Annotated in this window: 17 protein-coding genes; all 17 read right to left on the reverse strand. The window is 44.1% G+C overall.

Translation table 11 applies throughout. From position 1 onward, the window contains the following. Positions 1-852 precede the first annotated feature (852 nt). Positions 853-1,641 (reverse strand): enoyl-CoA hydratase/isomerase family protein, encoded by a 789-nt coding sequence (locus tag MKZ02_RS22230; protein WP_340856607.1) that lies wholly within the window; start codon positions 1,639-1,641, stop codon positions 853-855. 633 nt (positions 1,642-2,274) lie between these two features. Next, the gene (locus MKZ02_RS22235; protein WP_340856608.1) at positions 2,275-3,273 is read right to left on the reverse strand and encodes an NAD(P)H-dependent flavin oxidoreductase; all 999 of its coding nucleotides are present in this window, start codon (positions 3,271-3,273) and stop codon (positions 2,275-2,277) included. Positions 3,274-3,632: 359 nt separating this feature from the next. Beyond that, positions 3,633-3,995, reverse strand: a complete 363-nt coding sequence (locus MKZ02_RS22240) for a hypothetical protein (protein ID WP_340856926.1) — start codon at positions 3,993-3,995, stop codon at positions 3,633-3,635. Between the two features lie 72 nt (positions 3,996-4,067). Further along, positions 4,068-5,240 (reverse strand): thiolase family protein, encoded by a 1,173-nt coding sequence (locus MKZ02_RS22245; RefSeq protein WP_340856609.1) that lies wholly within the window; start codon positions 5,238-5,240, stop codon positions 4,068-4,070. Positions 5,241-5,454: 214 nt separating this feature from the next. Beyond that, positions 5,455-5,910, reverse strand: a complete 456-nt coding sequence (locus MKZ02_RS22250; protein WP_340856610.1) for a PaaI family thioesterase — start codon at positions 5,908-5,910, stop codon at positions 5,455-5,457. 13 nt (positions 5,911-5,923) lie between these two features. Then, on the reverse strand, positions 5,924-6,706 hold the full coding sequence (locus MKZ02_RS22255) for an enoyl-CoA hydratase/isomerase family protein (protein WP_340856611.1): 783 nt from the start codon (positions 6,704-6,706) through the stop codon (positions 5,924-5,926). Positions 6,707-6,715: 9 nt separating this feature from the next. After that, entirely contained in the window at positions 6,716-7,126 is a 411-nt protein-coding gene (locus MKZ02_RS22260; RefSeq protein ID WP_340856612.1) for a PaaI family thioesterase, read from the reverse strand. Next, positions 7,104-8,330, reverse strand: coding sequence for a thiolase family protein (locus MKZ02_RS22265; RefSeq protein ID WP_340856614.1), 1,227 nt, complete (start codon positions 8,328-8,330; stop codon positions 7,104-7,106). Before MKZ02_RS22265 ends, MKZ02_RS22260 begins: the two co-directional genes overlap by 23 nt. Positions 8,331-8,344: 14 nt before the next feature. Next, positions 8,345-9,493, reverse strand: coding sequence for an acyl-CoA dehydrogenase family protein (locus MKZ02_RS22270; protein ID WP_340856616.1), 1,149 nt, complete (start codon positions 9,491-9,493; stop codon positions 8,345-8,347). A 95-nt stretch (positions 9,494-9,588) separates the two neighbouring features. Beyond that, a complete protein-coding gene (locus MKZ02_RS22275; protein WP_340856617.1) occupies positions 9,589-10,566 on the reverse strand; it encodes an electron transfer flavoprotein subunit alpha/FixB family protein in 978 nt (325 codons plus the stop codon). A 28-nt stretch (positions 10,567-10,594) separates the two neighbouring features. Further along, positions 10,595-11,368, reverse strand: a complete 774-nt coding sequence (locus tag MKZ02_RS22280) for an electron transfer flavoprotein subunit beta/FixA family protein (protein ID WP_340856618.1) — start codon at positions 11,366-11,368, stop codon at positions 10,595-10,597. Then, positions 11,365-12,258 (reverse strand): 3-hydroxyacyl-CoA dehydrogenase family protein, encoded by an 894-nt coding sequence (locus MKZ02_RS22285; RefSeq protein ID WP_340856619.1) that lies wholly within the window; start codon positions 12,256-12,258, stop codon positions 11,365-11,367. The genes MKZ02_RS22280 and MKZ02_RS22285 overlap by 4 nt, the downstream gene beginning before the upstream one ends. Beyond that, complete coding sequence (locus MKZ02_RS22290) at positions 12,239-13,873, reverse strand: long-chain-fatty-acid--CoA ligase (protein ID WP_340856620.1); 1,635 nt, start codon at positions 13,871-13,873, stop codon at positions 12,239-12,241. The genes MKZ02_RS22285 and MKZ02_RS22290 overlap by 20 nt, the downstream gene beginning before the upstream one ends. 43 nt (positions 13,874-13,916) lie before the next feature. After that, entirely contained in the window at positions 13,917-15,191 is a 1,275-nt protein-coding gene (locus MKZ02_RS22295; RefSeq protein ID WP_340856621.1) for an MFS transporter, read from the reverse strand. Between the two features lie 38 nt (positions 15,192-15,229). After that, positions 15,230-16,378, reverse strand: coding sequence for an acyl-CoA dehydrogenase family protein (locus MKZ02_RS22300; protein ID WP_340856622.1), 1,149 nt, complete (start codon positions 16,376-16,378; stop codon positions 15,230-15,232). 248 nt (positions 16,379-16,626) lie between these two features. Continuing rightward, the gene (locus MKZ02_RS22305; protein ID WP_340856623.1) at positions 16,627-18,309 is read right to left on the reverse strand and encodes a sigma-54 interaction domain-containing protein; all 1,683 of its coding nucleotides are present in this window, start codon (positions 18,307-18,309) and stop codon (positions 16,627-16,629) included. A 46-nt stretch (positions 18,310-18,355) separates the two neighbouring features. Further along, complete coding sequence (locus tag MKZ02_RS22310; protein WP_340856624.1) at positions 18,356-20,461, reverse strand: (Fe-S)-binding protein; 2,106 nt, start codon at positions 20,459-20,461, stop codon at positions 18,356-18,358. Positions 20,462-20,473 lie beyond the last annotated feature (12 nt).

Consider the following 20,473-nt stretch of genomic DNA (forward strand, 5'->3'; position numbering starts at 1 on the left):
ATCCTATATAGATATCCAACACATGTTATTCCACTGCTTTTAAACTCCAACCTCTCCTTACTTACTTTCTTTTCAGCCATTTTTCTATTAATACTATCAGGGCTTTAATCGTTTCTTTTTATATGCTTTAGTTCGTATCCCATTATTTTAGGCTTCTTCTTTCACTACCTTGCTCCGTTCGTTCAATAAGAAAAACTGAAGTCTAGATGTCGCTGTAAAATTAAGTTTGATTAAAAGCACATCGCAATCCTAGATTTCACAATAAATAAGAAGAATCCTTTTTAAAAAAGCTGATCAAAATGGAGACACTCTTTTTAGAGACGTATGACATTTTTATAAAAAGTTTAATCAAAATCACTTAGAATTCTTTGCTTGAAGGGATAACACATCGTATCTTTTTTGTAAGCATGCCACTTTCTTTAAAGCCTCGCGTCTTTTTTAACCATAATTACACATACTTATGCTCTTTGCATCAACGCACAATGAATTAATTTTCAATGAACCTATAAAAACTAGATGAATTGTGTTCTTACAAACCCAACAATCGCCTATCTATAAATTTGATAGGCGATTGTTAAAGTCGTTTAACTTTAGAAGTAGAATAATGATTACAGCATTATATTAATACATGGTTTTTCCTAAAAAGCCCTGTGCACTTGAATAAAATTACACTTATATACTTGGATATTTGTTTATTTGTGTTATTATTTATCTTTTCACCAGGGCTATCACGTGAGTCAATTCTTTACTACATGATAAACTTCCACCATAGTTTGTAAAGGTCCGAAACAAGGCTTCTGTAGGCACTGTCCTATTTATGATTTTCTTTAAGGTGATTATTTCAATATATAATTACTCACCCCGGAATACAGGTTTCCTTTTCTCGGTAAAGGCTCGAACTCCTTCCTGTACATCTTTGGTCTCAAAACAAATTTTGATAGAGGCGTACTCTTGTTTTAGAATGGTCGTAAGATCCGTGTCAGGGCTTACGGCAAGCATTCTTTTGGATAACGTCATCGCAACCGGTGGTCCTGCCGCTAGTTCCCTAGCAAAATTCATAACCCGATCCTGAAATTCTATATCAGGGAATATCCCGTTAATCAAACCGATCTGCTCGGCTTCTTCAGGATAGATGTCTCGACCTGTATAGATCAATTCGGCTGCTTTGGCCTGTCCCACTAAACGCGGTAAAAAATAGGTCATTCCCGCATCGGGGCTTAGACCACGACGAATGTATCCGGTTGTTACACTTGCTCCAGCAGACATAAAGCGCATGTCGCAGGCCAGAGCCAGGGCGAGTCCTGCACCAGCAGCTATACCATTGATCGCGGCGATAACCGGTTTATCACAATGAACAATGCCTAATGCTTGATGACCAACCCAACCCAAGTCATCTAATCTTTTATGACGGGAATAAATGGATGGATTTCTCTTTGAATAATCAGACAGGTCAAGGCCTGCACAAAAGCCTCGTCCACTCCCGGTTATTACAAGGACACGGACTTCATCATCAGCTGAAGCCTCCTCAATAGTCTCGATTATCTCCATACTAAGCTTATCATTTACGGCATTGAGACGCTCAGGTCTGTTTAAGGTCAGTGTGCGAACCCCATTTTGTGTATCCACGATAATATGCTCCATATATTTATTCCTCCTTAAACTATTGTTGAAATATACATATGTATTAAGGTCTTTTTTATTTTTTTACTAGTCATCGCTACTGTACATCGAGGAATACAATTACTTTCCACTTTCATCCGTAATGACAATGCCATCCCTTTTGCCGCCGATATGATTTCCATTAATCCCCGAGCTAATTGAATTCAATTTATTAGGGCTAGTATATTAATAGCAGCTGTTATGGTCGCCGTGATTTTCGCTAAAAAATAGATGCCCCTCCATGCAATAGTCCAGTAGGCTATCAAGTTTGAGGTTCTACTGGCATCGTTATAATCATACGGTCAGGTATAAATTCTAAATAGTCTATATTAAGTTCTTTAATAAGCTCATGTTTATCCCAAAATCGAAGCTATTCTGAAAAATCCGCCTCATATTCCGCATTATATAAGTCTAGTACTTATTTAGATACGAACATTCAATTTATATTCTTCTGTTTTCATGCTAAAAGGATGGATTTATGTTGCCACAGCCCATCAGCAAAAAAATCCCCGCTTCAGGTATTAAGGACAGAACTCTCCAATTTCTCTTTTATTCTTATTTCAGCTTTTTGAAAAGGGTATTTTATAGGTAATGCAGCCGTTTCTCCATCTTCCTTTAATAACTTTGCTCCCTCAACCTGCTTGCAGCATCAAAAGAATTCATTTGTTTCAGTAAACTTTGCTTTGTTTGAATATACTCTTGATAGAGCTTGTCTATAAATGCCGCTGTAGTTGTGATCTCATTAATGGTCCCAATGCCTTGACCAGCTCCCCAGATATCTTTCCACGGTTTTGTCTCTCTAGCAAAATTCATCTTAGAAGGATCACTTTCAGGAAGATTATTAACATCCAAACCGGCAGCACGAATGGATGGGGCCAGATAATTCCCATGTACACCTGTAAAGAGATTACTATACACAATGTCGTCAGACGTACTATCCAAAATGGCTTGCTTATATACATCAGAAGCATTGGCTTCGTAAGTGGCAATAAAAGGTGTTCCAATATAAGCAAAGTCCGCCCCCATTACTTGAGCAGCAAGTATCGCTCTTCCGCTTGCAATGGAACCTGCTAAAGCAAGTGGACCATCGAACCACTGTCTAATTTCCTGAATTAATGCAAAAGGACTTTTTACACCAGCATGCCCTCCTGCCCCTGCAGCAACAGCAATCAACCCATCCGCGCCCTTTTCTATTGCTTTATGTGCGAAAGTGTTATTAATCACATCATGTAAAACAACTCCCCCATAACTGTGTACCGCGTCATTTACATCTTCCCGTGCGCCTAAAGATGTAATAATAATAGGAACTTTATACTTCTCACAAATTTCCATATCCTTTTCCAGGCGTTGATTAGTCTTGTGCACATTCTGATTAATTGCAAATGGCGCGGCAAGACGGTCTGGATTACGTGCGTTATACGAGTCGAGTTCCTCTGTGATTTCTGCCAGCCATTCGTCGAGTTGCGAGACTGGCCGAGCATTGAGCGCAGGCATTGATCCGATAATGCCGGCCTTACATTGTTCGATTACTAATTTGGGATTACTAATAATGAACAGTGGTGAACCGATTACAGGCATTCGTAACCCTTGAAATATTGACGGAACTTTACTCATAATTTTTATTCCTCTCTACGTAAGGTTATGTAAGTGGAACGTTCATCTGTCTTTCATTTGCAAATATTGTCTCTACTGAACTTTTTGTTTATCTTCGATCTCGTAAAATGGTCTGGCCATTTATCATTGCAGTTCCAGCGGTGTCCCTTTTAAAGCAACCTTTTGTAGGAAAAAATTTCGTTTGAAGGCAACACCAAGTTCATTCACTCTGTTTCTAATTTTTCAAAAGAAATTATATGGCAGTTCCTATTTCTTAATGAAGGAACTTAAACCGTCTGCTAATCAGCTGGAGCGATTTTACACTTTCCGAATATGCAATCATTTATAGTAGTTTATGTTGTTGATTTTGTTGAACAAACTCAATGCCTAGTTCCTAATAGGATTCTTCTTTTTTTAGTATTGTAAGTGATGTCAAAGAAACCCTCTAAAATATTATAAATAGATTTCCAATAAACCCCTTTTCTTTTTTTAGTCACTTCAATCATCCTAGCCACTCCTTGGCCGCCACCGCCACAGAGGGTTGCGATCCCGTATCTTTCTTGCCAGCAAATTATTTCAGGAATTAAAGTGATGACCATGCGGGCACCAGCCGACCCAACCGGATGTCCCTCCCCATTCGCATTGCCCTTGTTAATATCAAGCCACAATTCCCAAATAATAGCCGCTGCCTGGAAAGCAAAAGCTTTATCATGATAATTAGCTATATTGTTAACGCAAGAAATATGCCCACACTAAAAATTACTTTTATCCTTGTTTGTCAACCTGGAACAACATATTATTCGAGAAAAGCAAGGTTACTCCTCCCTTTCAATAATTGCCGCAATTCCTTGGCCTCCGCCAATACAAGCTGTAATAAGACCATACCTTCTATCGGATCTCTTCAGTTCATAAACAGCTTTCGTAAAGAGAATGGCTCCTGTAGCACCAAGTGGATGACCGTGTGAAATAGCGCCGCCGTTGACGTTCACTTTAGTAGGGTCCATTTTTAGTTCCCTGTTACAAGCAATCACTTGTGCAGCAAATGCCTCGTTAATTTCAATAATATCCATATCACCTATAGAGAGACCGGTTTTTTCCAGAACCTTTTGTGTAGCCGGAACAGGACCGATTCCCATTAGATTTGGGTCTACACCAGCAATAGCGTGTGCTTTAATGACCGCTAGTGGTTGAATGCCAAGCTGCTCTGCCTTTTCTCTTGACATTACAACTAGAGCGGACGCCGCATCATTCAATCCGGAACTATTTCCTGCGGTCACTGTCCCCCCTTCCAGGAATGCTGGTGAAAGTTTAGCCAAAGCTTCTTTTGTTGTTTGAGGTCTTGGATGTTCATCCTTCTTAAATACAATGGGGTCTCCTTTTCGGACAGGTATATGTATCGGCACAATCTGTCCTTCAAAACGCCCTTCTTCCATTGCCTTAGCCATTTTTTGCTGACTTTTTAAAGAGAATTCATCTTGTTCTTCCCGGCTTATTTGATATTTTTCTGCTAAGTTTTCAGCGGTTATTCCCATTGGAGGATTCCCAATTTCGATTGGGGATAACTGAGATTTCCTAAACTTTGGTGGGGTAGCGCTGTAAGGTACTTCTGGCCGATCCATCAAATAGGGGGCTCTGCTCATACTTTCTACTCCACCAGCAATATACACATCACCCTCTCCAGCTCTTATTGCTTGAGCGGCTAGAATAATGGCATTTATACCGGATCCGCACTGGCGGTCTACAGTGAGCCCTGGAAGTTCCATGCCCATTCCAGTCTGTAAAGCGGCCAATCTCGCGATATTGCCGCCTCCGCTTAGGACATTTCCTAAAATGACATCTTCCACCCATTCTGCTTTCACATTCGCCCGCTTTAATGCTTCTTTTATAATTTCTGCCCCAAACAAATGGGCTGGTACTTTTGCAAGCGCTCCCCCTTGCTTTCCAATTGCCGTGCGCACCGCCGATACGATGACTGCGTCTCTCTTCACTTATTGATCCTCTCCTTGCTTCTATCTTAAAAATCATCTTATCTTTTACCTCTGCTTCACTATGTTGCTTCACGTTAATGAGGATCTTAAGAAGACAAGCTTCTTTCTAAATCGCCCTTATTGCTGACTCTATCTGTTTCGACCTATGAAGCCGGCCAATTTTGCATAAGCAGGGAACGATCTCCGGTCTGGCTCCAGTCTCCTTAATTACTAGTTATATAGGCTGCCCTTTCTCTAAATCCTCCTGACGCTTCTTCCCTTCCTCAGCTGTTTCAGCAGGTTGGATCAGTTTAAATGTCCCTGTTCCTTTTGCTAACAGCCTCCCTTCTTGATCTTTTAGAATTCCCTCAACAAACGCTGTTTTATATCCTTTAGAGATAATGGAGGCTTCAGCAAACATTTCTCCAGCCGATACAGGCGCTGTGTAGTGAATCGTTAAATTTGTTGTCACACAACGTGTTTTTGTCACCGAGCGCAGATACATGCTTTGAATAAAATCTAGAACAGACGCATATACACCACCGTGCAGAGTATAATTTGTGTTCAGCAAGTGCTCTTGTATGGTTAGCTTAATCCTTACATCGCCTTCTTCAAATTTCAGAATATCCAATCCAAGGTGCTGTAAAAAAGGACATTCCTCAAACTCCTTTATAATATCTTCAAGCAACAATCCTCATCCCTCCTTAGTTCGCCGTAAACTGTGGTTTTCTTTTCTCAAGAAATGCACTTGTCCCTTCGTTTTTATCTTCCGTTGCGAACAGAACCGCTTGAGCGAGCCTCTCTACGGTTAAGCCTGTCTTCATGTCCGCATCAAACCCAAGATGAATGGCTAGTTTGGCCATTTTGACCGCGAGCGGGCCCTTCGCTAAAATTTGCTCCGCCACCTCTAGTACTTTCTCCTTTAATTTAGCTGCCGGCACGGTTTCTGAGATTAGACCGATATGCTGGGCTTCTGATGCACTGAGCATTTTCCCGGTTAAAATCAGCTCAATCGCTTTGCCCTTTCCGACCAGACGAGCAAGACGCTGTGTGCCCCCTGCACTTGGAATAATCGCAAGATTCAATTCGGGTAAACCAAATTTTGCATGTTCTGAAGCGATCCGGATGTCGCATGCCATCGCGAGTTCACAGCCTCCTCCAAGGGCATAGCCATTGACCATCGCAATGGTCGGTTTGTCATACGCTTCAATATAGCTGTATACCTCTTGCATACTGCCTGGCTTAAATACATCAAGAGGCGTGCGCGTTTTTAATTGGCTGATATCAGCGCCCGCAGCAAAGGAATTTTCTCCGCGGCCGGTGAATACAATACAGCCAATCCTTTCATCATGCTTGAATTCCTCAAGCGTTGCTGTTATTTCCTCTAATACTTGCTTGCTGAGGGCGTTTCGCTGATCTGGACGGTTAATTATGATAAAAGCAATGTTTCCCTTTCTTTCTACTAAAATAGCCTCAAATTTCTCCATGATCCCACCTCATTCTTTATAGGATTGCTTTGCTTCTGCTGTTAGCAGTTTGAAGGCAGCCATGCCTGAAGCGACAAGGCGCCCGCTCTCATCGAAGATTTCTCCCCGCCCGCTTGCGTTTTTTCCTTCTATTCCAGAACAATAGCCTTTGCAAACAAATAAGCGGCTTGCTTCATTGCGTAAAATCTGAACATGCAAATCTGTTGTCACACCAAATGCTCCGCCTGCCTCTGACACTGCCGTTCCCATCGCAGCATCGAGCATTGTGTAAAAGAGGCCTCCCGCTACTTTTCCTGTTTCCGACAAATGGCTGTCAACCAGCTTCACACTAAGAACAGCGGCCCCCGCTTCATCCTCCTGCCGCTCCAAGCCTAAATAGGAAAAAAAGAAAGAATGGTCAACCTTTTTGGCTGCTTCCATATTCCTTCTCCTGCCGTCTTATATTTTCAATCATGATCGCCATCCCCTGTCCGCCGCCAACACATAATGAGGCAATCCCATATCGGCCTCCTCTTCTGCCAAGCTCGTGCATCAATGTGACGACAAGCCGTGCACCAGTCGCTCCCACAGGGTGGCCAAGCGCAATGGCTCCTCCATTTACATTCAGTTTATCGGAGCTGATGCCTAACTCTCTTTGAACGGCTAGCGCCTGTGACGCAAATGCTTCATTGATTTCAAATAAATCAATGTCGTCTATTGACATTCCGGTACGGTCAAGCAATCCTTTAATGGCAGGGACAGGCCCGATTCCCATTATTTCCGGTGCTACTCCGACTGCCGCCCAGTCGACAATCGCTGCTTTCGGCTGTAACTGCCGATTTTCAGCCTCCTCCTCTGATAAAAGAAGGAGTGCAGCCGATCCGTCATTTCGTCCGCATGCATTTCCAGCTGTAACCGATCCTCCTTCTTTAAAAACGGGCTTGAGAGTAGCAAGCTTTTCCATCGTTGTTTCGGGCCGCGGATGCTCATCTTGATCGAAGAGTATGGTTTTCTTCTTCGTAGTGACATGGAATGGGACTATTTCCTCTTTAAAGATTCCTTGTTTCATTGCTGTAGCTGCTCGGCACTGGCTTTCAAAAGCAAAACGGTCCTGATCAGCTCGGGAAATATTATATTTTTCCGCTACATTTTCTGCTGTTATGCCCATTCCCAGCTGATCTCCATACATTTCTTTCGGCTGCTGGCCCGCTTCGAGATTAGAATCAACGAGATAGGTCTTGTCTCCGCCAAAACGCGCTCCTCGCAAGTAGATTGGCGAACAGCTCATGCTCTCTGTTCCGCCAGCCACTACAATGTTCGCCTGTCCCGATTGGATTTGCTGCACTCCAGAGGCAATCGCCTGCATGCCAGATGCACACAAACGGTTGATGGTGAAAGCAGGAGCTTCTACCGGAATACCGGCTCGCAGCGCAGCTACACGGGCGACGTTAGAAGATTCGGTGGACTGCCTTACTTCACCTAATATTACTTCGCTTACCTGGTCTGCCGGCATGTTTGCTCTCTCGAGAACTTTTTTGATCACATGAGCGCCTAGAAAACCAGAGTTGACCTCTTTTAGGGAACCGCCGTACCGGCCGATTGGTGTGCGAACACCTTCTGCAATAACGATCCTCTTCGTCTCCATTGCTTCTCCTCCCGTCAGCTGTATTCTTTATTCAATTGCCCAGCAATAATGTTTTTCTGGATTTCTGAGGTCCCTTCATAAATGCGAGTAATGCGGGCATCCCGATAAAAACGCTCAATGGGATAATCGGAAATATAGCCAATGCCTCCGTGTACCTGTACGGCTTTATCCGCCACACGGTTATACACTTCAGAACCGAACAACTTCAGCATCGCTGCTTCCTTAATAATCTTCTTCCGCTCATCCACCATCCAAGCAACACGGTAGGTAAATGACCGCAGGGCTTCAATGTCTACTGCCATTTCAGACAGCATATGAGCTACTGCCTGGTGTTCGATAATTGGAACGCCGAATTGAAACCGCTCTTTCGCATAGCTGACGGACAAATCGAGCAGCTTCTGACTGGAACCGAGGTTTCTAGCGGCTAAACCAGCTCGCCCGTTTGCGAGAATCTTCAAAGCATTGACATAGCCTTGCCCTTCTTCGCTCAGCACATTTTCTGCCGGCACCTCGCAGTCTTCGAGAATAATTTCCGCAGAGTGAGAACCGCGCAGACCCATTTTTGGCTCCACAGCCCCCACGTGAAATCCTGGAAAGTCTTTTTCTACAATAAAAGAAGTAATGCCTTTTGCCCCTTTGGATGGATCAGTCACCGCCATCACTGTAAAAATATCTGCTTCTGTGGCATTGGTTATGTAATGCTTCGTGCCGTTTAGTATATATTTATCCCCTTTTTTGACCGCAGTGGTTTTTAAATTTGTTGCATTCGATCCGGCAGCAGGCTCCGTCAGGGCAAAGGCTCCGATACGATGGCCTGCAGCCATATCCGGCAAATATTTTTTCTTTTGTTCTTTGCTGCCCATCTCCACGATTCCCACCGTGCCAATGCCGGTATGCGCTCCAATTAACGTTGTATAGCCGTTATGTGTCGCTCCGATCTCCTCATAAAGAGCACACTTGCCAACCATTCCGATGCCGAGGCCTCCATACTTCTCTGGAATGCTTAACCCGAACAAGCCAAGCGCTTTGGACATGTCCACAATGCGCTTTGGAATTTCATCCGTTTCTTCTATTTGCATAGCCACTGTTTCTACTTCATTTTGAATAAAATCGCGCACGTTTCTCTTTAGAAATTGAATATCTTCGTCAAATTCAAAGTTCATGACCGCCCCTCCTCCAGCTTTTCCCTGCCCATATTGATAAGGTTGATCATTCCGATCCATCTTTTATAGCGAACCGGAACGATAAAATATCCTATTTAAACCGTCGCCTTCAGCTTCTCAAATTCCTCTGTCAGCATCGGCACGACTTCAAACAAGTCGCCGACAATCCCATAATCCGCTACGCCGAAAATACTCGCTTCCGGATCTTTATTGATGGCCACAATAATTTTAGAGTTAGACATACCGGCTAAATGCTGAATCGCTCCCGAAATTCCACAGGCAATATATAAGTCTGGTGTGACGACTTTCCCTGTCTGGCCAATTTGCAGCGAGTAGTCGCAGTAGTCTGCATCACACGCTCCGCGGGAAGCGCCGACTGCGCCGCCAAGTGCGGCAGCGAGCTCTTGCAGCGGCTTAAAGCCATCTGCACTTTTCACACCACGGCCGCCTGCAACAATCACTTTCGCCTCTGATAAATCAACGCCTTCCGCTGTTTTGCGAACCACTTCCTGAATAATTGTCCGAATATCTTTAATATCCGTGTTTACAGAATAGACATCACCTCTGCGGGATTCATCTTTTTCAAGCGGCACAATGTTATTTGGACGTACTGATGCCAGCAGAAGCCCTTCGCTCACTTTTTTCTTTTCAAAGGCTTTTCCCGAATAAATCGGACGAGTGAAAATCACTTCGCCGTCCTCTTCTTCTAACGCTGTTGCATCCGAAATGAGCCCAGCTTGCAGTCTAGAGGCGATCTTTGGAGACAAATCCTTTCCGAGCGCTGTATGGCAGAAAATAATCGCATCTGGATTTTCGCGGTCTACAACAGCAAGCAATGCCTGTGAATAACCGTCAGATGTATATTGCGCTAACTTTTCATGCTCCACAACCGCCACACGATCGGCTCCGTAATGAATAAGCTGCTCTGCTAGGCCGCTGATAGATTCTCCAATCAGCACCCCCGCTACTTCTCCGCCCTGGGCGACTTTTTTGCCAGCTGCCATCGCTTCAAACGAAACATTTCTTAGTGCCCCATCCCGTGCTTCTCCCATTACTAATACCTTTTTTGACACCTGAATCCCCTCCTGTCCTGTTTGTCCTTTAAACAACCTTTGCTTCGTTATGCAGCAAGCTCACAAGCTCTTTGACCTGGTCGCTTACATCGCCTTCTAAAACGCGGCCCGCTTCTTTTTTCGGCAGCAGAAACACATCGATTGTTTCAGTCTTTGCTTCTACATCATCTTCATCGAGACCTAAATCATCCAGCTCTAATTCTTCAAGCGGCTTCTTCTTCGCTTTCATGATGCCCGGCAGAGAAGGATAGCGCGGATCATTCAAGCCTTGCTGAGCTGTGACAAGCAACGGCAATGAAGTCCCGATTTTTTCCGAGTCCCCTTCTACATCTCGCACAATGTGAACGCTTTCACCTTCGATTTTAATATCCGTAATTGTTGTTACATACGGGATGCCGAGCTGATCGGCTACACGCGGGCCAACCTGTCCGCTTCCGCCGTCAATGGCGACATTTCCAGCGATAATTAAGTCTGCTTCCTTGTCTTTTAAAAACTCAGCAAGAATCTTGGCCGTTGTGTATTGATCACCGTTTTCGACATCGTCTTCTGTATTGATGAGCACAGCTTTGTCCGCTCCCATGGCGAGCGCCGTACGGAGCTGCTTCTCCGCTTCTTCGCTGCCAACGGAAACAGCCGTTACCTCACCGCCTTTCTCATCACGGATTTGAATCGCTTCCTCCACGGCATATTCATCGTATGGATTGATAATAAATTCAGCGCCTTCCTCCTGAATTCGGCCATTTGCCACGCTGATTTTTTCTTCTGTATCAAACGCTCTTTTTAGCAATACATAAATGTTCATGTTGTCACCCCCACTTTTTGGCCTTGCTCATTGTATTCATAAAAACCTTTGCCTGCTTTTCTGCCGAGCTCTCCTTTTTCGACTTTTTCCTGGACAATTTTAGATGGTCTGTCTCTTTTATCACCGCTTTCTTGAAAGCGCTGCATGCGAACAAAATAATTTACATCCAAGCCTGTCAAATCCATGAGTGAAAACGGACCGATCGGATGATTTAAAGCTTTTGTGCAGACCAAATCAATCTCTTCATGTGTGGCATAGCCGTTCTCTAATAGGAAAAGTGCTTCATCTACTAATTTTCCGAGCAGGCGGTTTGCAATGAAACCTGAAATCTCCTTTTTTAACAAAACCGGCGTTTTATGAATGGAACGGATGAACGCCATGCTGATTTCAGCTGTTTCCTCTGATGTATGAGGCCCTTTGACCACTTCCACGAGCTCCATTACAAGCGCCGGATTAAAAAAGTGAATATTGCAAACATTTTCTGGCCGGCTGACCGCCTCCGCTATTTTTGAACTGACGATGGTTGAACTATTCGTTGCTAAAATGGTGTGCGGCTGGACAATGTCTTCCAGTTTAGCAAACAGCTCTTTTTTGGCCTCTAGTTTCTCCACAATGGCTTCAATCACCATGTCCGCTTCCTTCAGCTGCTCCAGGGCCGTTGTAAACATAAGTCTGGCAAAGGCCTTCTTCGCTTCTTCTTCAGTGAAACGGCCCTTCTTCACCCGCTTCTCCATTTGTTCCTCTAAAGATCGCTTTGCTTTCTCCAGGCTTTCCTGCTGAATATCATGTAAAATAACGGGGTAGCCGGCTAGTGCGCAAACCATCGCAATCTGCGAGCCCATTGCTCCGGAACCAATGACCGCTACTTGTTTAATTGACTGGCTTGTCATGTTTTTGCTCCCTTCTTTCCATTTCCTCTTTCACTAACAATCTCTTGAGCAGCTTTCCCACGCCGTTTCTCGGCAAACTTTCTCTCACTTCTATTTCTTTCGGCACCTTGTAAGGGGTCAGTTTTGTGTAACAATAGTTTCGTAGTTCCTCACTGTCTACCTCTTTGCCTTCTTTTGGAACAATGTAGGCTTTAATGATTTCACCGTGTATCTCATGAGGCAATCCCACGACCGCTGCTTCTTTCACAGCCTCGTGCTCAAATAACACCCCTTCAATTTCCTGTGGATAAATATTGAATCCCCCGAAAATAATCATTTCTTTTTTTCGGCCCACGATATAAAAGTAACCGTCTTCATCCATCGTGGCGAGATCGCCAGTGTATAGCCAACCGTTTTGCAGTGCTTGTTTCGTTTCTGCTTCATTGTTCCAGTACCCTTTCATCACCTGAGGTCCTTTAATGAGCAATTCACCCACATAGCTCGTTCCGAGGACATTATTGTTACGGTCGATAATCAGGCAATCTGTACCTGGTACCGGAATGCCGATACTTCCTGCTTTTCTCTCTCCATGGATTGGTGTGCGGTGTGTCGTTGGTGATGTTTCGGACATCCCAAAGCCCTCTAAAATTTTTGACTTTGAAATTTTCTCAAACCTTTTAATCACCTCTATCGGAAGAGGGGCCGAACCGGATGAACAAACCTTTAAGGAATCTAGCCCATACTCATGAGCTCGTGGATGATTAGCGAATGAAATATACATTTTCGGCACACCTGGGAACATCGTCGGCTTATACTGTTTAATTTTTTCCAGCACTTCCTCTGTATTAAATTTTTTAATCAGTAAAATATTAGCACCAATGTACAGCCCAAGATTCATTGCACTCGTCATGCCGTATACGTGATATAAAGGCGTCGCAGCTAAGACGGTCTCTTGCCCTAGCTCAATTCTCTGCCGGTACATGGTGAAACTTTGATAAACATTTGTGGTTAAGTTATAATGCGTCAGCATCGCTCCTTTTATTTTTCCTGTCGTGCCGCCGGTATACTGAATCACCGCTACGTCTTCTTTTGGATCCACGATAACCGGAGTTTGAAGTGGGGAGCCCACGTTAATCAAGTCTTCTAGATGCCACAGAGAACCGTTTTTTATTTCACTCAGTTGTGAACCCATCACTTCTCTAATCTTATAAATCTCTTTTATCTCCTCTATCGTGTCAAAGGAACGGTTGTCCACTATCACGTAAGAGACATTGGCATCATCCAAAATTTGCAGCAACTCTCTGGTTGTATATGCCGGGTTAATCTGTACAACAATCAGTCCAAGTGCCTGGGCAGCATAATAAGAGATAATGTAATCGGGATGGTTGCTCATCATGAGCCCGATACGTTCTCCCTTTTGAAAATTCATGGCTTTCCAACTGCCAGCGAGCCGGTCCACTCTATTTTTCAATTCACGATAATCGATTGTCTCGCCGTTATAGGTTATGGCTGTTTGTTCACTATATCTCTCAGCGGAGTCTGCCAGCAGGGAATAAAGAGAAACCTCGGGCAGTGATAACTGAAAGATGTCATCCTGATAATATTTGTGCCATGGCTGCTGTTGAACTTCCTGCAATGTCATCCCCCCATTTTTTAAAGAGCTTTTCAGCCGCTATGAATCAATTCGACGTTTTAAGCAGGCTGTCTTCCTGTTCTTTTTCTACATTTTTTTGATTAGCAGGTCTCACTAACATGATGAATAAGATAGAAAATACCAATACAAGAACGGCCATAAATAGAATCGACAGGTTATAACCGAACAACTTATCCGATTTAGTCAGTCCCACAATAAAACCAGTCACAAGCGGCGCCACAATTCCCGCAATATTTCCTGATGAAGTTAAAACGCTTGTCATCAAGCTGCCTCTTTCAGGCAATTCGTTGATCATGATGGTCGGTCCAATCGGCAAAATCGCATAGGTTAAACCTTTTGCCAAACACATGGCAGCCACTACCCAAACCGGATGCTGAAAAATCGTAATGGAAGCCATACATAATGCACCGATAGCCATGGAAATGCCTACGACATACACTCTTGACAATCGCCAGTTCTGGTTCTTTTTAAATAAATAATCTGATAAAGCAGAAACACCGATATAAATAATGGTGGAAGCGATTCCAATAACCATGACACCAAATCCCATTTGGGCCGAGCTCATCTTGACGACTTCAACAAGATAGATCGGAAGCCATACGGCAATCCATACGACAAGAAAATACGTGGAGAAGTAAGCAAGTGTTGTAAATAAAGCGGAAGGAGAAGCCAGCAGCCTTAGAAAATCTTTGATATTCAGCTTTTCCAATGGTTTCTTCTTTTGGCTCTTCGCTTTCTTATACGCGTCCACAGGACTTTCCTTTGTCATGAATTGAAAGGCAATCGCCCAGATAATACTCACTGCCCCTAGCCAGGCAAAAGCCATTTTCCAACCTAACATATTAATAAGCGCAACTAGCAAGGGAGCTACAATCATAGCTCCGACAGTCGCTCCTGAAACAACGACCGAGTTGGCAAATCCGCGGAGCTTCGGTGGAAACCATGAATGGGCATGACTATAGGCAACCGGGCTGAAAGGCCCTTCAAATGCCCCAAGCAAAACACGGTATACTACAAGAAGCGGCAATACTGTAATGGCCAACACGCCGAACTGCAGAACAGCCCAGGTCAGCATTAGCACCCCCAACACTTTTTTGGCCCCAATTCTGTCCGCAAGAGCTGCGCCGAACACACCTGTCACTGGATAGAGCCAGTAATAACTACTTCCGACGATGCCCCATTCCGCATAAGAAAGGTTCAGATCTTTCATAATGGGAACAGCAGCAAGCCCGATAATAGATTTGTCTGCAAAATTAATAATCATGCCAAAGAACAGAAGAACGAGGACAACCCAACGCATAGCAAACCCTCATTTCATGATTAATAGGTAGATACTTCTTAATTTTCTTCCAGTACTTTTCTTGCAATAATCATCCGCTGAATTTCGTTCGTTCCCTCATAAATTTTTGTAATTCGAGCGTCCCGGTAAAACCGTTCTACAGGATAGTCTGACACATAGCCCATGCCACCGTGAATCTGCACTGCTTTATCAGCTACTCTATTAAATACATCAGAAGCAAATAATTTTGCCATCGAAGCCTCTTTAATGGCTTTTTTGCCTTCATCAATCATTTGAGCTGCACTTATGGCCAATGCACGGGCCGCTGCTGTTTCAGTTGCCATGTCTGCCAGCATCCATTGAATTCCTTGATTAGCAGCAATCGGCTGTCCAAATTGCACCCTTTCTTTCGCGTAAGAGGCCGATAATTCAATCAGCTTTTGACATGAACCGACTGCGCGGGCTGCTAGACCAACACGCCCTTCGCCCAAAATACGTAAAGCAGAGACATAGCCCATGCCGACTTCCCCAATCACATTTTCTTCCGGCACTTCACAATCTTCAAAAATGAGCTGGGCTGTATAAGAACCGCGAAGTCCCATTTTTTTATCCTTCTTTCCAACTGTAAAGCCTGAAAAGTCTTTTTCCACTAGAAAAGCTGTAATGCCTCCTTTTGCCCCTTTTTCTTTATCATTTAAAGCGAATACCGTAAAGACATCGGCTACCGGTGCATTTGTAATAAAATGCTTCGTTCCGTTTAAAATCCATTTGTTGCCGCGCTTTTCCGCTCTCGTCGCTAAATTTGTTGCATCTGAACCGGCACCGGGCTCTGATAGGGCAAAAGCGGCAATTTTGTTTCCGGCAGCCATGTCTGGGAGATACTTTTCTTTTAAATAAGGGGAAGCGAGTTTTACTAAACCTGTACTGCCAATTCCCGTGTGAGCACTGATTAAGCTGACAAATCCATTATGCGTGCGTCCGAGCTGCTCTAAAACAGTCGCTTTGCCGACTTGATTTAACCCAATGCCTCCGTATTCTTCTGGAATGCTAATTCCAAAAAGGCCAAGTTCCTTCGCTTTTTCAACAAGGTGCTGCGGAATGGCATCTTCCTCTTCAATTTGCTGAGCAAACGGTTCTACCTCCTTATCTACGAAGTTTTTGATCATCTGCTTCATTTGTTCCAATTCTGGTGTCATGGTTTCAATCATGCCAATTCCTCCTTTTATTCTGTTATTGCTCCTTTATAATGCAATCCTTATGCCAAGCGGAAAGCTAATTTATTCTAGAAAAAGGAGGGACAAAAAAGAGAAATAATTCATAATTGAATCCGACTAAAAAGATTATCGCTGTAAAGCTCAATTCAAAAATGTATCCTTAATACATTTTTGAATCTTCAACGAGGAAATGGAGGTGGTTGTCAAAAAGAAAAAGCTACCTTTTCGGATAGCTTTTTTCTTCATTCTTCAATCTTTATCTTATATTTTTTTAGTTTCCTAACAATCGTCGGCTGGCTCGTGTCTAAAGCCTCCGCGATTTCATAAGTCGTTTTGTATTTTTTAACGGCCCACAGCAAGACTTTCTTCTCCGCTGCTTCTGTGGCTTCTCTTAACGTGACTATGTGTCCATCTTGTGCGGCCCCTTCTACGGTTTCTGCTTTATACTCTGCAGGTAAGTTTTCTAGGCCAATAATATGGTCTCTAGTCAACAGGACGAGACGCTCCAGTAAATTAGAAAGTTCTCTCACATTTCCAGGCCAATGATACTCATAAAAGAAGGATTTCAGCTCCTCATTCAATTGCTTCGTTGTCCCATACTTTTGATTGATTTTCTTCAGATACAGATTCATAAGGGGCAAAATCTCTTCTTTTCTTTCACGAAGAGACGGAATGTGAATCGGCACGACATTTAGCCGGTAAAATAAATCTTCACGAAACTCTCCAGCCTGGACCATCTCTTTCAAGTTGCGGTTTGTTGCCGCAATCAGCCGAACGTCGACTTTCTTTGTTGCGATTCCGCCAACACGTTGAATTTCCCTTTCTTGTATAACGCGAAGCAGCTTTACTTGAAGATTCAGCGGCATTTCACCAATTTCATCTAGAAATAAAATGCCCTTATCAGCCAGTTCAAACATCCCTGGCTTCCCCTGTTTATTCGCTCCAGTAAAGGCCCCTCCTGAATAGCCAAATAACTCAGACTCTAATAAATCCGGCGGTATAGCCCCGCAATTCACTTTAATAAACTTGCCTTGCTTTCTTCTTTCGCTGTGATTATAGATATGCTTCGCAAGCACATCTTTCCCAACACCTGTTTCTCCTAGAATAAGAACCGTCGCCTCTACATTAACAATCCGGCTAGCAGTATCATAAATTAACTTCATTTGTTCACTTTGGATGATTGCATCCTCGCCCGTTGCAGCAAGATTTCCTTTTAATCGTTCAATCTCTTTCTGATAGGTCTTATTCATTTCCGTTGCTTTTCGCAAAGCTGTTTGTAAGTCGTTTAAATCCGATAAGTCGCGAATATTTGTGACAACGCTTTCAATTTCTCCTTCTTCGTTCAGTACTGGGCTGCCTGTCAGCAATGTCTCACGCCCTGAATAATTTAATTGAACGACCGATACGGTTTTCTTTTTCCGCATAACTTGCTCTGTGACAGAGTTTTCAAGGATGCCTCTTTCCATAAGGGCTGTCACACTTTTATGAATATAATACTCTTTCGGAATACCTGTTATTCTCTCAATAGCCGAGTTGGTCTTTAACGTGATACCGTCCCGGTCTGTAATATAAATTCCATCGTATGAGCTTTCAATAACGGCATCAAGATGACGATTTGCCTTTTTGAGTTTTTCTAATTCGTTCAAAAGGGAGGCCAGCTCTTCTGAGAATACCCCTACATATAAAATCTGTCCCTGTTCCATCACCTCTTTGAGGAACAGACAGTATTTGCGGCCTACCCTTGCGTGAACAAGACGATCATTTTGTATAACCTTCCATTCGTCAAATGCTTCTTCTACACGCTTGTATACTATATTCGATACAAGCTGCCTATTCATTTCCTCATTGACCGACAGAATCTCCCCTTGTGTTGAGGTAATAAAGTAAGGAAATGGAAGCGCCTCTGTTGATAGAATCACACTCATATCCTCCTCCCCCTTCCCTTACATGTTACCTGAGTTTTCTAAATATTCAAAGCACTTTCTGTACAGGCTGTACGCCAATACAGGCTCTTTCCAAGAGTTCTGCGATATCGTGCGTTCGAATGGTGTCCTCCCTCTCCACCGCCTTCACTCCGTCCGACAGCATCGTCAAGCAGTACGGACAGCCCGAGCTAATGACAGATGGGCTGACTGCCAGCGCCTGCTCCGTCCGTGCTGCGTTAATGCGGTGGCCGGTATTTTCCTCCATCCACATCAATCCGCCGCCGGCGCCGCAGCACATGCCGTCTTGCCGGTTCCGGGCCATTTCTACGATCCTTACACCCGGTATCGCTTTCAAGATTTCCCTCGGCGGATTGTAAACATCATTATAGCGGCCGAGATAACACGAATCGTGGAACGTGATCGTTTCATTGACCGCATGTTTGGGGTTCAGCCTGCCTTCTCTCAACAGCTGAGCGAGCAGCTCGGTATGATGATACACTTCCGCTTTGAAGCCCATGGCTGGATATTCGTTTTTAAAAACATTGTAGGCATGCGGATCGATCGTCACGATCTTCTTCACGCCGTTTTTCTCGAACTCTGCGATGTTCGCAGTTGCCAGCTCTTGAAATAAAAACTCATTGCCGAGACGACGCGGGGTATCACCGGAGTTTTTCTCTTTGTTGCCAAGGATCGCGAACTTTACGCCTGCTTCATTTAACAGCTTCGCAAAAGAAAGGGCAATTTTCTGGCTGCGGTTATCAAAGGATCCCATCGAGCCAACCCATAACAGGTACTCAAATCTTTCTCCGGCTTTCTTCATTTCTTTTATTGTCGGTACGTAAACATTATCGCGCAGCTCACGCCAATTTTCTTTTTCCTTACGGTTCAGTCCCCATGGATTGCCTTGGCGCTCAATGCTTTGCATCGCGCGCTGGGCATCAGGATCCATTTTTCCTTCTGTTAAAACGAGATAGCGGCGCAGATCAATGATTTTATCCACATGCTCATTCATGACCGGGCACTGGTCCTCACAGTTGCGGCATGTTGTACACGCCCAGATCTCTTCTTCGGTGATCACATCCCCAATCAAGCTCGGATGATGCAGTTCAGCCGCTGCTTCCGCTCCACCGGCAAGAGCCAATTGATTCCCTATTGTATTGGCAAATGCAAACGCCGGCACCCATGGCTGTTTGGATGTTACCGCTGCCCCGGTATTTGTTAAATGGTCGCGCAGCTTAACAATTAAATCCATGGGCGAGAGCATTTTCCCTGTGCCGGTTGCCGGACACATATTCGTGCAGCGGCCGCACTCCACACAAGCGTAGAAATCAATCATTTGCAGCTGGTTAAAATCTTGAATTTTCCCCACACCAAATGATTCCTGCGTCTCATCCTCAAAGTCAATCGGCTTCAACGTACCCGGTCGATCCAAGCGATAAAAATACGTGTTGACCGGCCCGAAAATCAAATGAGCGTGCTTGGATTGTGGCACATACACGAGGAATGTCAGCAAGACCAATAGATGCACCCACCAGGACACGTAAAAAAACGCAATGGCGGCTTTTATGCCGATCCCTGAAAACACAACGGCTGCAGCAGAAGCCACCGGTTCCAAGCCAGTCCAGTGGACATCTGTCCCTTCATGCCAGATTAAATCCATCCCATTGCCGATTAAGACGGACAACATTAAAAGGCCAATAAAAATAAGAACAAGTCCGTTCTTCCAGCCGCGCTTTAAGCGAACCAACTTTTCAACGTAACGACGATGAAACGCCCAGACGACGGCCATAAGGATCATGAGTGTGACGAGCTCCTGGAAGAATTTAAATCCTCCATATAGCGGACCGAGCGGCAAATGCGCTCCCGATATGATGCCTTTAATAATAAAGTCGACAGCCCCTAGCTGCACGAGCAGAAAGCCATAGAAAAACATAACGTGGATGGCTCCGCTTTTTTTATCTTTGAGCAGCTTCTTCTGCCCAAAAACAAATACCCAGATTTTCTCCATCCGCTTCTTTACATCGTTGTCAAACTCTTGTTTCTTGCCCAGCTTAATGTATTCATAACGGGTCTTTAATAGATACATAAACAAATAGATTCCATAAGCTGTGACACCGGCTGCAGCAAAAAGATTTAACCAAAGCAAATTCACAAGATCACTCCT

It is taken from the genome of Pseudobacillus sp. FSL P4-0506 (assembly GCF_038003025.1).
GTDB lineage: Bacteria > Bacillota > Bacilli > Bacillales > Domibacillaceae > Pseudobacillus.